We start from the raw sequence: 13,486 nt of genomic DNA on the forward strand, positions 1-13,486 counted from the left end.
ATTCAGGCTCTTTTTTCATCCTTAAAAGCTTCATAGCTATGTTTGGCGATGGCAATAAAATCTTCGAGACAGGGATGCATATGCTTATCTTTATGCCATGCAATATCTGTATAAATCGGCGCTAAATCAACTGTGGACGGTACTTCCATTAATTGCCCACTTTCCAGCTCCTTCTCTACAACCATTTTAGGTAAAAATGTAATACCTAACCCTGCCATCACACATTGCTTGATCGCTTCAATACTGGCGAATTCAATCATTTGTAAGGGCTTGACACCCTCTTGCTGTAGCTGTGCCTCTAAATGATTACGATAGGAGCACCCTGTTTCTGTTAACAGCATCGTTTCAGTTGAAATTTGTTGAGCCGATAGAGGCTGACTAATTTCTTTGGGGGCACTCACAAAAACAAGCTGTTCCTGAATCAATCGCTCTCGCTTGAGCATGGCAGTTTCCTGATAAGTGTCCGTTATCAATGCAATATCAAGTTTACCAGCTTGTAATAAATCCTTTGCAATAGCTGTTGTATGCACAGGCTTGAAAATGATTTTCACTTGCGGGTGTGCTTGTTGAAATTGCTGTAAAATACTTGGTAGTCGATAGACACACTGACTTTCTTGAGCCCCAATTTTTAAGACGATTTGTTCGGGCTCAGTGGACATAGCTTTTTTCAAATCACGATCTAGCTCTAGCATTTTTTTGGCATACTGTTGTAGACGGTTACCTTCTTCTGTTAGGACAATACGTTTTCCTAGGCGCTCAAAAAGAATAACACCCAATTCCTGCTCTAATGTTTTAATTTGGGCAGTGATACTTGATTGAGCGTAGTCAAGAAGCTGTGCTGTCTGAGTAAAGCTTAAGGTCTCAGCTGCTGTTAAAAACGTCTGAAGTTGCTTCATATCCATTCACTCAAACCCCTTTTATTCAATTTTACCGAAACATTCATCTTTATCGATAGTAAATTTCAGTTTACACTAGTTAGTAGCTAAGTGACAGGGACACAGGCTTGCGAACAAAGCAATCTGAAACGATGGAGCCAAGCCTGTTGCCATTAAAATTTAAATAAAAAAACTTATTTGGATCATAATAGATTCCAAATAAGTCTTTTTATCCGGCTATCAATTACTCGTTCCCTGCTAATTCATTTTTTAGAAGATTAGCTGCAGATAACACTTTTAAATCTTGTAGAATGTCGCCTGGTTTGTTTCCTTCTCCTACAATATAAGCTTCAAATTTTGTCCCAATAAAGTCAAATATATATTGAAATTGCTGAATCATGGGTAACCCTTTTATATAGGGCTCATCTCCACCAACTGCAATGACATATGCTTTTTTAGAAGACATCAGGGCCTTAAAATCAGGATAATCTGGATCCCTTAAAGTTTGCGACCATCGATCAATAAAATTCTTCATTATTCCTGTCATGCTATACCAATAAATAGGCGTAGAAAAAATAAGAATGTCATGCGGAAGTATGCGGTCAATGATGGCGTTATAATCATCGTTGATATTAGAAAAGCCCTCCTCAGTATGACGCTTATCAATGATCGGCTGAATTAAATAATCCTTTAAATAAATTTCTTCTACCATTAGGCCTTGAATAACTAATTTTGTTAATGTCTCTACATTCCCATCAGGACGATTTCCACCGTAAATAACTGCTATTGACATTTAGTATCCCTACTTCCTTAAAGTTTTAACTAGTGTCCCCGTATATCAATAGCTTATTATGATTTCACAAATCGATAAAGATGATTATTTCGATAAAATAAATCGAAAAATCCGATTACAATTGCATGCATACTTTTAAAATTATGTTCAATTAAACTAGGTTACAAAATGAAATCAATAGTTAGTTATAGCCCCTCTAAATTATCCAACAAACTATACCCATATTTAGCAAATTGTTGTTTGACTTGGTTAATGCAATATTCAATTCGTTTCTTTTTTTCTTCTTCAGAATATCCTATTGGGTTTTTTACACACGCACCCAAATCAATCCATTTCAAAGTGCTATTTTCCGTATCCCAGTATATATGTTCAAATTTAAAATCAAAATCGTATCTGTCTACATTCATCATATCTTTTTTTGCTTCAATCATTTTCAAAACAATTTCTTTTAATTCGTTGTTAGTTATGCCTTCTTTTAAAACCTGTGATAAAGTTTTACCATTCACTTTTTCTACAAATAAAAACTCTCTTTTTTTATATGCATAAATTTTAGGAAAATAAGGACTACTGTTTAACTCCAACAATGCGTAAATATCGTTATCCCCTTTTCCTTCAGATAAAAATTTTTTCAATATAATTCCTTTGTTTTTCATTTCATAAACAATTGACCGTTTTCGATGTAATTGAATGATTTCAACTTCTTTACTCAATATAAGATTATATTCATATAAATAAATAGACTCTTTAGTCTCTTCTGGTAGATCATAAAAATAATTTGTGACAAGCAAAACTTGATTACTCCTTTCATCATAAGAAGATTCGACAAAAAGAGCTTATTCCCTTTATATTTCCATTATTTCTACATTCAAAAAAGTGAATACATTTTAATCATTGGATAAGAAGAATTGGATGAAAGGTCACCTATCTTTACAAAAAACCCAAACTACACAGAAGCCCATAACACTTCATTAGTTTGGGTTTCTTTATAAATAAATTTTCTTTTCAAAGCACGCTTTCTATCAAATATTATAGATACTTTAACTATATTCTTTTAGGCCTTCCAATGAAAATCCAAATTACCAGGAACAAACTATATATAAATGGCATATAGAAAATACTCCCTGCATCTTCTCCATTCTTGATAGCGATTCCTATAAAAGCCCAGATAATTACTAATGGAAAAAATACATCTTGCTTATAAACACGTATAAAAGCAGCTAGCACAGTCGCAAGAATAAGTAATAACTGTGCCCATATTTCCTCTGAGAGCCCAAACCCATCCCACTCATAATATTTAAGCACAAAGCTAATATTAGCCATCAACGCCACACTAATCCACCCTAAATATACAGAAAACGGAAGTCTCCCTGAAAAACGATTATCCTCTTTCGGGTAACTTACATACAGAAAAATTATATGAACCAATAAGCCGACCATAATAACAATGGACGTTATAAACAATTCATAATGCCAGCTCAACAACCATGCGATATTTAAAAATGCAGTAATTACAAAGAGACCCAGATTGCTATTTATACGATTAGTAGTGGAAGACCGAAATTGTTGTACAAGCCAAATGAATAATAAAAAATAAATCAAGCCCCAAATACTAAAAACATAGCCTGCTGGAATAAACAATACATCTACCTGATTAGAAATTTCACCTGTCTTTTTCCCATTAATCCCCACCGTGCTAGCTAGTCCATTAATAATAACCATGGCAAAATAACTTATGAGTGCAATCCATTTCATGTTCTTTCCCCCTCATATACATCATCTAATTCAATATATTCATTACCCTTTCCAACTTATAATTACTCCGCTTACATAACATTAATAAATTATTTAAAGCCATTAGCTTATCTATAAAATCGTATAGCCTATTCATTATGGTATGGAAGAAAAAACCAACAAATTGTCTCATTAAATTCCCCACCCTTATTTCCCTGTTATTCAATATTCAACCACTATAGTTATACAATTGTTGTACAACTTTTAAATATCTATATTATAATATGAAAAGTTGTAAGGTTTCGGAGAGCACTACGGTACACAAATACTCACAATCATGAATGTTACTAGCTATAGAAAGGCAGGGAAATAATGACACCAACAGATTGGCAATATAATATTACACAGGTATCTGAAATCACAGGGCTATCCAAACAAGTGATACGTAAATGGGAAGAGCGCTACCAACTTGTTCATCCCAAAAGATTAGAAAATGGACACCGTGTTTATAGTGAAGAGGATGTGCAGCTATATTTAAAAGTACTTAGCCTTTCGAACCAAGGCTATTCTATAAAACAAGCAGTGACAATTGTACTTAGCAATCAAAATGTTTTAGAGGCAGTTACCCCCACAGTGTTGACCATAAGCGACAATGTAGATCATTTCTGTCATCTTTTATTGGAAGAAGGAAGACTTTGCAATGAAGTAGAACTTAATCGACTCCTGCAACAAGCAAATCATTCATTAGGATTAGCAAAATTTCTATCTCATGTGATTATTCCTTTCTTACAAGAGGTAGGAAGATTGTGGGAAAAACAGGAATGGACTGAGTATCAAGAATCTGTGACTACGATGATTGTTAGAGATTATTTAGTACAATTAAGACGAAATTATCACTCTAAAGAGGATGCACCACTTATAATGGGCGCATGCTTACCAGGGGAGCATCATGAAGTTCAACTTCATATTTTATTGTTGCAAGCAATGATGACTGGTTGGCGATCATTCCTTGTTGGCAGTTCTCCAGCTGTTGGGGCAATTGAATCTTTAATCATACATTTTAAACCAAAGGTGGTTCTATTATCTGCTATGACTACAAGGCCATTTGAGTTATACCCTACTAGCATTCAGCAATTAGATGACTTCGCTGCACAACATCCTTCTATTCGATTTTATATGGGGGGTGCTGGCTCTGAAGAGTATTTAAAAACACATTCCTTACATTCAATTGCTATTGCCAGTACTATTGATGAAGTTATAAATAACTTATAAACTCTCACTCTAAATAACTTTATTTTTAGTAGGAGTTTAACGTTTTTGGTTAGAACTAGTACTATAAACAAACGTTAAAAAGTTTATTAATACTGCTATCCCTGTTTAAATAAGGCATTGTTATTACAATCTATTTTATTGAGAAGTTAAACGAGAATATCATGGATGAAAGCATTGGTTACGCATGCTTTTGTCTATGATTTTTTTTGTACGCAATAGCCATAAAATAATTTTTTAAATTTCAAGAATATATAGTTTGCACATTTTTGTACACTAACTGTATAATCACTGTATAACTTTTGTACAACCATAAATATTTTTATCTATTTATAAATCATGACTCAATACAGGTAGTGTTAAAAGACTAAATAGCAGATACGGAGGTTTTTTACAATGAAAAAGGAGATTATTGTTATAGGAGCTGGTCCAGGTGGTTTAGCGTCGGCAATGCTGCTTAGCGCTAAAGGATTTAATGTCAAAGTTTACGAGAAACAACCCTATATTGGTGGTAGAACAAGTGAAATAAAGCTAGGAGAATATAAATTTGATATGGGCCCCACATTTTTAAATATGTTTTATATTATTGAAGAAATATTCGAGCTTGCCGGTAAAAATATACATAATTATATAGATCTAGTAAACCTCGATCCAATGTATGAATTAATTTTTCACGATAAACGCATTAAAATGACTCGTGATCGTGAGGAAATGATTCGTCAAATAAATGAACTATTTCCAGGCAATGAGGGATCTTTTGAAAAATATATGAAGGAAACTAATCACAAATTAGAAGCGTTAGTACCTGTATTGCAAGCAAGCATGAACCGTTATACAGATTTACTACAACCAAAAGTTTTAAAGGCATTGGGTGAGCTTGAAATCGGTAGATCTTTAATCGATACGCTTTCACGATTTTACAAGCAAGAGGAATTACAACTTGCCTTTACTTTCCAAGCAAAATACCTAGGCATGTCTCCGTGGGAAAGTCCTGGTGCATTTTCCATTCTATCTTTTATTGAGCATGCTTATGGTGTTTATCACATTACAGGTGGCATTAATAAGTTAACACAGGCAATGGCAAAGGTTGTACGAGAAAATGGTGGAGAGATCTACACGAACTGTGGCGTTTCAAAGCTCTGGTTGGATGGTCGAAAGGTAAAGGGTGTCATTTTAGATAATGGCGAAAAAATAGCATCTAATGAAGTAATAATAAATAGTGATTTTGGTCATGCGATGACTCATTTAGTCGAGCCTGGTGTTCTTAAAAAATACACTAAAGAAAAGTTAGAGAAGAAAAAATACTCTTGCTCTACTTTTATGCTTTATCTAGGTGTCAATAAAAAATTTGATTTGCCCCATCATACGATCTGGTTTGCAAAAAATTACCGAAAAAATGTTGAAGAAATTACTAACCATAAATTGTTGTCGGATGATCCATCTATCTACATTCAAAATGCAGTTGTAACAGATCCGACAGTTGCCCCACAAGGGAAATCAACGCTATATGTATTAGCACCAGTACCTAATAATTTCAGTCATATTGAGTGGGATACCTGTGAACAAGATTATCGTAACATGCTAATTGGGTTAATTGAGGACAAACTTGGCATTGAAAATCTAGAGCAATACATTGAAGAAGAACACATAATTTCACCGAAAAATTGGGAAGAGAATTTAGGTGTATATAAAGGAGCAACTTTTAACCTAGGTCATCAGCTTACACAGATGCTGACATTCCGCCCTCACAATAAATTTGAAGAATTAAAAAATAGCTGGTTAGTTGGCGGTGGTACACATCCAGGAAGTGGTTTACCGATTATCTTGGAGTCTGCCCGTATTACTTCTAATGGAATTCTACAAAAGCATGGTCTAGCACAATTAGCAGTGAAACCTTTACCTAAAATAGATCTCTTTAATACGGAACTCAATAACAAACCTAGTGAAAAAGTAATGTTGCATATCTAATAATCATTAAGTATGAATTAAATTTAGCTTAGCTACCTAATATAAGGATTTGAAAATATGAATATTCAGACAAAACATATGAATGAAAATGCAATTGTAGATTCAATGAAAAAAAATTTAGCCCTCGTAGAGTTTAACTTGAATAGAAAAGTGATTTGGGCTAATAAAAAATTTGCAGAGGTTCTAGGATATCAGGTGGATGAAGTTATTGGGATGGGTCATGAAAAGTTTTGTAAACCGGATTTTATACAAAGCCCAGACTATCATCTCCTATGGCAAGGTTTATTAAATGGAGAAAAATATGAAGGAAAAATTGAAAGAATAAGTAAAATGAACGATTCTATATGGCTTGAAGCAACTTACCTCCCCATTTTCAATGACAATAATAAGGTAAGTTCCATATTAAAAATTTCAACAGATATTACAAATCGAGAATTCAATACTTTAGAGATTATTGCTAAACTAAAAAGTATGCCTCAGGAGTTAGTAGAAATTGTTGTATCCAATTCAGAAGAAAACATAAAAGCTGTAGCATCACTTGCCAAAGAAGTTGACGCAATTAGAGATACTGTAAAAGTGATTCATACTATCGCTAAACAAACAAATGTCCTAGCACTGAATGCCGCAATAGAGGCTGCACGTGTTGGTGAAAAAGGTCGCGGATTTAAAGTCGTAGCAGAAGAGGTACGAAAATTAGCACTGAATGTTGATAATGCACTTCGAAATATCGAATATAATGTAATGACTATAGAAAGTGATACGGAAAAGGTCGATAATATTACACATGATTTGAAGAAAGTTGTAACAGAAACTCACAATGAATTTAATAAAGCCATTGATAGATTCGAAAAAATGCTTTAACTAGTCAATAATACAGCAGCTAAAGTTCTCAATAGATATTTGAGAGCTTTAGCTTCTTTTTTCTAACTAATTAATATCACTATAAATTATATTCTACTAACAATATCCTTATTATTTAATGGTATTTTTTCATTTTTTCAAACCACCCAAATGCTATCTCAGCCTCTATACATTCATTGTCCTGTGTAACTAAAAAAATTACAAATGATTCACCAGATGGAAAAATAAATTTTCCATCTTCATCGCTTACTAAAGTACTTTGTGGTGGAACAATTCGTTTAAACGCATTTACTCCTTTATATGGGTGCCCTTCAACAAGTTCAGCAAATTCAATTTTAACGTCTGGATTTGGTGGTGGATAAATGGCTGTATTAGTAGGCGTTACATTTTTAGAAATCATTGAATCCCCAGGAGGTATTGCATTAAACCAAATTTCAGCTAGAATAGGTTGCTTAGAATAATTAGTAATGGTAAACGCATTTACAAACAAATCCACATTAGAATATTTAGGATTACTCAAGCTTCCCCACGCATTTCTTCCTTTTTGTAAGGTAATTAATTCGGTTTGCCCAACAAAATATTGACCTAATAATGATTCATATAAAGGCGTAGGAATACTAACTACTTTCATAAATCGATCATTATTTTTCATTGTCAATCTCACCCCCTTTTATATATTAATGTATGTATTTTTAGTAGGGATGTTTAGACGAAAATATCTTACAAATAAGAGGTTGAAATAATCAACACACAATCCTTAATTTTACGACTAATTCCATATTACAATGACTTTTAAGCATGTTTATAGTTCGTAAATGATGGTGAATGAGAGCTAGCACTAAATAAGCAATATAAGAAAACGACCTAAAAGCTTAATGAAAGCTAGTAGGTCGTTTTTTTATCTATGCTTCTACTGAGATATGCTGGAAGGTTGTCACATCAAATAATCCTGTATCTGTTAGCTTTAAAGCAGGAATAACTGGTAATGCCACAAAAGAAAACGTCAGTAGAAAATGGAAATCTAATGTTGGATTAAGCGTCTTTAATGCACTGTGCAGGCCTGCTAGCTGCTCCTTTGCCTGCTGAGCTGGTACATCTGTCATCAAGCCTCCAATGGTTAATGGCATCTCCGCTAGAATATGGCCATCCGCTACAATGACAAAGCCTCCTTGAATTTCCTGAATGCGTGTAAGCGCCAGGACCATATCCCCATCATTTGTTCCTACAACAAGGGCATTATGTGAATCATGAGCTACTGTTGTGGCAACTGCCCCTTTTTGTAAGCCAAAGCCTTTGACGATTCCTAAACCTGTCGTGTGTAACTGATGATGACGTTCGATGACGGCTAATTTCAGTAGATCTTGTTCTACAGAAGGGACGAAAACACCATCCTTTATAGGTACATCAATTATTACATGATTGGTAATTAGCTGATTTGGCACAATCTCCATTACATTCGCCTTTGTACCCTTTGTGAATGCTAGTTGTAGCCTATCCTTTGTAATGGTTGGTAAATGGACAGATTGATGGATATGAGCAGGCACAACTGGCACTTGACGATTAGTCAGCATTCTACCATCTTCAGCCACTTTCCGCCCATTTTTCCATACGGCCTTTGCCTGCATTGTTGACAAATTCTCTACTAACACAAAATCTGCCTTATAGCCTGGTGCGAGTACACCTCGATCCAATAAACGATAGCATTCTGCGGTGTTAACGGTAGCTAACTGGATTGCTTGCAATGGTGGCATCCCTTCAGCTATTGCCATGGCGATATCATAATTGATGCTGCCTTCGTCGATTAATTCATCCACATATTTATCATCTGTACAGAAACCAAAGCGCCGAGCATTATGTGACTGGACAGCTGGCAATAAGTCACGTAAGTTTTTAGCGGCTGAGCCTTCTCGGATCAGTACATACATCCCCTGCTCTACACGGTCAATGGCTTCCTCAGCCGTTACACATTCATGATCTGTGTGAATACCCGCAGCTCGATAGCCTGTAATTTGCTCGCTTTGTAAGCCTGCACAATGCCCATCAATGACTAAATTTGCTTCCTTTGATAATAAAATTTTCTGAAGCATGTCCTCTTGCCCATTTAATACCGCTGGGAAATCCATGACCTCAGCTAATCCCCGAACCTGTTCATGTTGTAGAAATGGCGCCAAATCCTTAGCCGTTAGTGTAGCGCCTGCATTTTCAAACTGTGTACCTGGTACACTTGATGGCAGCATGACAAAAATATCCATATCTGCATTTTGTGCATCATCGAGCATAAATTGAATGCCTTCCGCTCCTGCGACATTGGCAATCTCATGAGGATCTGTCATCACTGTTGTAATACCATGAGGAAGTAAAACGCGACTAAATTCCCCTGGTGTCAACATAGAAGACTCAATATGTATATGCCCATCAATTAAACCAGGAATGACATAGCCTCCTGCCGCATCCTCTTCCTGTTTAGCGTGAAACTTATTCGTGCGATCTAGAGCAACAATCATACCATTTTTCACGACGATATCTGCTTTTTGCCATGTTAACGAAAAAACATCCGCAATTTGCGCATTTCTCAGTATAAAATCTGCCTCTAATTTTCCTTGAGAGGATAATACATTTTGTGTTAGCTGCTGTAATTTTATCGCCATAACCTATACTCCTTTTTCTTTTAAGAACTATCATGCCAAAAAGATGCTAACCATTGCAACTATTTATCGCTACATCAGTAAAAAACGACCATTGTCAATGGTCGTTTGAAAATTCTAGCTCTTTAGGTGGCTGCCCTTTTTTATTCATTAAGCGCATACGAATAGGCTCAATCTTTAATGTCACCATTTCATCCTGATTGCCAATAAAGATACTCGTAAAAAATTCAGCTAGTTTATTTTTTATCCCTTCTTCATGTACTTCTGTAAGTTTTCCTTCTATTTCCACATACGTATCACCAAAACCACCATTTTCGTAGCCATATAAAATATGGGTATATGGGTTTTTGCGTAGCTCTTCCATTTTTTCTGAATGTTTATTCGTCACTGTATACAATACAAAATCTTCATGCTGGAACGTCATGTATCGTGAGTAAGGCTTGCCATTTTCTACAGTTGCCATTGTTCCAATCTTTTCTCGATTTAATACTTCTAAAATTTCATCACGTACAGAAGTCATAGTATCCCATCCTTTCATCTATATACCTATTTTGCCCTTTCCCAAGAAAGCTAAACCGTATTTTTTTGAAAAATGCGAAATGACAATCTTCGGACATAATGAAAATCTATTGTTATAATAACTGGATGGACAACAGGAATTTTCGAATGAATGAGGGTTAAAAATGAAACAAGCTTTTCTTACGCGCTGTTTGTTTTTCATAACAGGCATTATCGTGCTTTCTTTTGGTATCACCTTAACAATTAAAGGCCAACTTTTTGGAGTGGGCTCATGGGATGTACTACATATTGGCTTAACAAAAACAGTAGGCTTATCAATCGGTTCATGGTCCATTATTTTGGGACTTGCTATTTTAGCATTTGATATGCTGATTACAAAAAAATTCCCTTTACCTGGAACGTTTATCGATATGTTTTTGGCAGGCATTTTTATTGATATTTTTAACTATTGGTTACCTGATATTGATGGTTTTTGGATGCAACTTATATCTTACCTAACAGGGTTAGTTTTACTTGGCTGGGGCTGTGGGATGTATATGGTGGCGAACTTAGGTATTGGACCGCGTGATACACTCATGCTGATGATGGTCCATAAGCTTGGCTGGAGTGTGACTCGCTCTCGTACAACAATGGAAGTAACGGTTGCAATTATTGGCTTCCTACTTGGTGGTCCTATTGGTATCGGTACGGTATTTATGGCATTTGGACTTGGACCAATCGTACAATTTGCCTTATCCTATAACGAAAAATTATTTATGCGATGGACAGGCGTGAAAAGCGCTGTTGTCTAAACTTTAATGACAATGCAGTTTTTGCATTGTCTTTTTTTACAGTTGAAATATACAGTTCAACTATATATAATCAAACTATATAGTCTGACTGTATATTTGAGGTGAAGATATGAAAAAACATAAATTATTACCTTTATCTGAAACCATGCATTACATTTTACTTGCCTTACGTGAACCACTGCATGGTTATGCGATGATGCAAAAAATTGAGGAAATGAGTGCTGGTACAGTAAGGATTGCTGCTGGTACTATGTATGGAGCCATTGAAAATTTATTGAAATATCATTGGATTACACCTGTTGAAACCCAGGATTCAAGACGCAAGGTTTATCAAACGACCGAAGAGGGTCTAGAAATATTAGCGGCAGAGCAGCAAAGATTGCAGCACATTTTAGCTTTATATGAGGGAGCTAGCAAACATGATAAAATTTAAAGTCTTTTTTGATATCGAAAAGGAAGAGCGCTGGTTAAATGAAATGTTAGCTAAGGGTTGGCTATGCTCCAACATAAACTCAGCAGGTATTTATACATTTCAGCCTACTGAAGATCTTGAACAAGTTATTCGGATTGATTGTCAGCAGGAGCTTCGCAAAGAAAAGAAAGCGACCTATAAGCAATTACATGAGGATTTTGGCTGGCGTATAGTAAAAGAAAAAGCCTATGACGGCACCTACTATTGGTTAAAAAGAAAAGATGGCAATGATGAATTATTTTCAGATCATGATTCCTACATTGCGAAATATAAACGTTTAATGAAACAAGCAAGCAACTGGGCCATACTGTCATTTACCTTCTTAATGATTTTTTATGCCAACGATAGTTACTACTCCCTTTTCAGTATAAAAAATGCGTATTTTACACCTGGTTTATGGGAGAAAGTAGGGTTTTCTTTCCTTTTTGCCTTTTTATTTGAAACACCCTTTGCCATCGGGCGCTTTATCCCACCATGGCTATTTTTAGTAACTTGTAGTATTTACATCACTTTATATTATCGTTACCGAAAATCGATACAGCGGTTTAACCAATAAATGGTAAGGAGCCACTTACGAAATGTAAGATGGCTCCCTCTTTCTCTATCCTCTTGTTTCATCCGTATTTTGCCCTGTCGCTTCAAGCACTTCAGGTGTATCGTCGACTGTATCATCTTCCTGTACATTTTCAGCAGCTGGTGGTGTGATGGTCACCAGTGTATAGTCATCCTCATGTAAAATTTCAAACGGAAACTGTTGGCGAATATCCCCTACATAAAGAGAAGTGCCAATCGCAACATTCGTGGCATCTATTTCAATGGTTTCTGGAATTTCAGTTGGCTTCACTTTAATGCGAACCTCACGATTAGGCTGAAGCAGGAAGCCTCCTTCTGCCACTCCTACAGCATCACCGATCACGGTTACCGGAATATCGACTTCTAGCTCCTCAGACATATTAATGGACTTGAAATCAACATGTTTTACATTACCCTTCAATGCACAGCGCTGCACTTCTGTTAAAACAGCATTGATGCGCTTTCCTTCCACATCGAGTTGAAAGACACTTTTCGTACCATGTGCAGCCAATATTTTCGCAAAAGCTCTAGCATCTAACGTAATGGCTGTCGGCTCCATTTGAAAACCGTAAACAACACCAGGAATAGCCCCATTTTGTCGAAGCTGTGTTAGTGACGAATGACGCCCTTTTTGACGTTTATTAGCAGTTAGAACCATATTCATCGAAGATTTCCCCTTTCATGGAAACTAGTCTCATAAAAGGTTTTGCCTTTTCCCCTATTTTTTATACCTTTGTCTATAACTAAAAATACCTCCTCGAAATGAACAATATACATTTGCACAGCAGATACATAGATGTTGTACGAAAAGGTAACAAACCTGACTTTGTGTCCGTTTTAGAAAGTGCTATTGTAGATTTAGAACGGTTCATGGATGTTAGAGAAATCTAGATACCCAGGCGCTAAAAAATCCCCCTTTCCTTTTTGTTAGCGTTTATGGTGGTGTTGTAAGACCTTTATATAGAAGAGCCATTCAAAATATCGTAAAT

At 35.6% G+C, this 13,486-nt stretch carries 14 protein-coding genes; 6 read left to right on the forward strand and 8 right to left on the reverse strand.

The annotated features are described in order from the left end of the window. Positions 1-2: 2 nt before the first annotated feature. The 4 genes from PSR12_RS13925 to PSR12_RS13940 all read right to left on the reverse strand — a co-directional run bounded on the left by PSR12_RS13925 (position 3) and on the right by PSR12_RS13940 (position 3,420). A complete protein-coding gene (locus PSR12_RS13925; RefSeq protein WP_221680295.1) occupies positions 3-902 on the reverse strand; it encodes a LysR family transcriptional regulator in 900 nt (299 codons plus the stop codon). 217 nt (positions 903-1,119) lie between these two features. After that, positions 1,120-1,668 (reverse strand): flavodoxin family protein, encoded by a 549-nt coding sequence (locus PSR12_RS13930; RefSeq protein ID WP_221680294.1) that lies wholly within the window; start codon positions 1,666-1,668, stop codon positions 1,120-1,122. A gap of 185 nt (positions 1,669-1,853) precedes the next feature. Beyond that, positions 1,854-2,456, reverse strand: coding sequence for a hypothetical protein (locus PSR12_RS13935; RefSeq protein WP_054550453.1), 603 nt, complete (start codon positions 2,454-2,456; stop codon positions 1,854-1,856). Positions 2,457-2,709: 253 nt separating this feature from the next. Further along, entirely contained in the window at positions 2,710-3,420 is a 711-nt protein-coding gene (locus PSR12_RS13940) for a TspO/MBR family protein (protein WP_221680293.1), read from the reverse strand. Positions 3,421-3,771: 351 nt separating this feature from the next. Between PSR12_RS13940 and PSR12_RS13945 the strand changes: the two genes are divergently transcribed. The 3 genes from PSR12_RS13945 to PSR12_RS13955 all read left to right on the forward strand — a co-directional run bounded on the left by PSR12_RS13945 (position 3,772) and on the right by PSR12_RS13955 (position 7,497). Beyond that, a complete protein-coding gene (locus PSR12_RS13945; protein WP_274769399.1) occupies positions 3,772-4,671 on the forward strand; it encodes a MerR family transcriptional regulator in 900 nt (299 codons plus the stop codon). A gap of 393 nt (positions 4,672-5,064) precedes the next feature. Continuing rightward, positions 5,065-6,636 (forward strand): phytoene desaturase family protein, encoded by a 1,572-nt coding sequence (locus PSR12_RS13950; RefSeq protein ID WP_221680291.1) that lies wholly within the window; start codon positions 5,065-5,067, stop codon positions 6,634-6,636. A gap of 57 nt (positions 6,637-6,693) precedes the next feature. Further along, a complete protein-coding gene (locus PSR12_RS13955; protein WP_004230681.1) occupies positions 6,694-7,497 on the forward strand; it encodes a methyl-accepting chemotaxis protein in 804 nt (267 codons plus the stop codon). Positions 7,498-7,612: 115 nt separating this feature from the next. Here PSR12_RS13955 and PSR12_RS13960 read toward each other — a convergent pair whose 3' ends face one another. The 3 genes from PSR12_RS13960 to PSR12_RS13970 all read right to left on the reverse strand — a co-directional run bounded on the left by PSR12_RS13960 (position 7,613) and on the right by PSR12_RS13970 (position 10,662). Then, positions 7,613-8,149, reverse strand: coding sequence for a DUF6143 family protein (locus PSR12_RS13960; protein ID WP_221680290.1), 537 nt, complete (start codon positions 8,147-8,149; stop codon positions 7,613-7,615). Between the two features lie 250 nt (positions 8,150-8,399). Further along, positions 8,400-10,145, reverse strand: coding sequence for an adenine deaminase (gene ade, locus PSR12_RS13965; RefSeq protein WP_274769400.1), 1,746 nt, complete (start codon positions 10,143-10,145; stop codon positions 8,400-8,402). Positions 10,146-10,239: 94 nt separating this feature from the next. Then, a complete protein-coding gene (locus PSR12_RS13970) occupies positions 10,240-10,662 on the reverse strand; it encodes a pyridoxamine 5'-phosphate oxidase family protein (protein WP_048392416.1) in 423 nt (140 codons plus the stop codon). A 163-nt stretch (positions 10,663-10,825) separates the two neighbouring features. Between PSR12_RS13970 and PSR12_RS13975 the strand changes: the two genes are divergently transcribed. The 3 genes from PSR12_RS13975 to PSR12_RS13985 all read left to right on the forward strand — a co-directional run bounded on the left by PSR12_RS13975 (position 10,826) and on the right by PSR12_RS13985 (position 12,480). Beyond that, on the forward strand, positions 10,826-11,452 hold the full coding sequence (locus PSR12_RS13975; protein ID WP_205444071.1) for a YczE/YyaS/YitT family protein: 627 nt from the start codon (positions 10,826-10,828) through the stop codon (positions 11,450-11,452). Positions 11,453-11,561: 109 nt separating this feature from the next. Next, on the forward strand, positions 11,562-11,885 hold the full coding sequence (locus PSR12_RS13980) for a PadR family transcriptional regulator (RefSeq protein ID WP_274769401.1): 324 nt from the start codon (positions 11,562-11,564) through the stop codon (positions 11,883-11,885). Then, a complete protein-coding gene (locus PSR12_RS13985; RefSeq protein WP_274769402.1) occupies positions 11,872-12,480 on the forward strand; it encodes a DUF2812 domain-containing protein in 609 nt (202 codons plus the stop codon). Before PSR12_RS13980 ends, PSR12_RS13985 begins: the two co-directional genes overlap by 14 nt. 45 nt (positions 12,481-12,525) lie before the next feature. Here PSR12_RS13985 and PSR12_RS13990 read toward each other — a convergent pair whose 3' ends face one another. Beyond that, positions 12,526-13,161 carry a 50S ribosomal protein L25/general stress protein Ctc gene (locus PSR12_RS13990; protein WP_016991678.1) on the reverse strand — a complete coding sequence of 212 codons (636 nt, stop codon included), beginning with the start codon at positions 13,159-13,161 and terminating at the stop codon, positions 12,526-12,528. Positions 13,162-13,486 lie beyond the last annotated feature (325 nt).

Origin of the sequence: Lysinibacillus sp. G01H, from assembly GCF_028872195.1 — a bacterium.
GTDB lineage: Bacteria > Bacillota > Bacilli > Bacillales_A > Planococcaceae > Lysinibacillus > Lysinibacillus capsici.

Coding starts and splice junctions, on each gene's coding strand:
- PSR12_RS13980 (WP_274769401.1), top strand. CDS start 11,562: ATGAAAAAACATAAATTATTACCTTTATCTGAAACCATGCATTACATT.
- PSR12_RS13940 (WP_221680293.1), bottom strand. CDS start 3,420: ATGAAATGGATTGCACTCATAAGTTATTTTGCCATGGTTATTATTAAT.
- PSR12_RS13985 (WP_274769402.1), top strand. CDS start 11,872: ATGATAAAATTTAAAGTCTTTTTTGATATCGAAAAGGAAGAGCGCTGG.
- PSR12_RS13955 (WP_004230681.1), top strand. CDS start 6,694: ATGAATATTCAGACAAAACATATGAATGAAAATGCAATTGTAGATTCA.
- PSR12_RS13945 (WP_274769399.1), top strand. CDS start 3,772: ATGACACCAACAGATTGGCAATATAATATTACACAGGTATCTGAAATC.
- PSR12_RS13970 (WP_048392416.1), bottom strand. CDS start 10,662: ATGACTTCTGTACGTGATGAAATTTTAGAAGTATTAAATCGAGAAAAG.
- PSR12_RS13975 (WP_205444071.1), top strand. CDS start 10,826: ATGAAACAAGCTTTTCTTACGCGCTGTTTGTTTTTCATAACAGGCATT.
- PSR12_RS13930 (WP_221680294.1), bottom strand. CDS start 1,668: ATGTCAATAGCAGTTATTTACGGTGGAAATCGTCCTGATGGGAATGTA.
- PSR12_RS13950 (WP_221680291.1), top strand. CDS start 5,065: ATGAAAAAGGAGATTATTGTTATAGGAGCTGGTCCAGGTGGTTTAGCG.
- PSR12_RS13925 (WP_221680295.1), bottom strand. CDS start 902: ATGGATATGAAGCAACTTCAGACGTTTTTAACAGCAGCTGAGACCTTA.
- ade (WP_274769400.1), bottom strand. CDS start 10,145: ATGGCGATAAAATTACAGCAGCTAACACAAAATGTATTATCCTCTCAA.
- PSR12_RS13960 (WP_221680290.1), bottom strand. CDS start 8,149: ATGAAAAATAATGATCGATTTATGAAAGTAGTTAGTATTCCTACGCCT.
- PSR12_RS13990 (WP_016991678.1), bottom strand. CDS start 13,161: ATGAATATGGTTCTAACTGCTAATAAACGTCAAAAAGGGCGTCATTCG.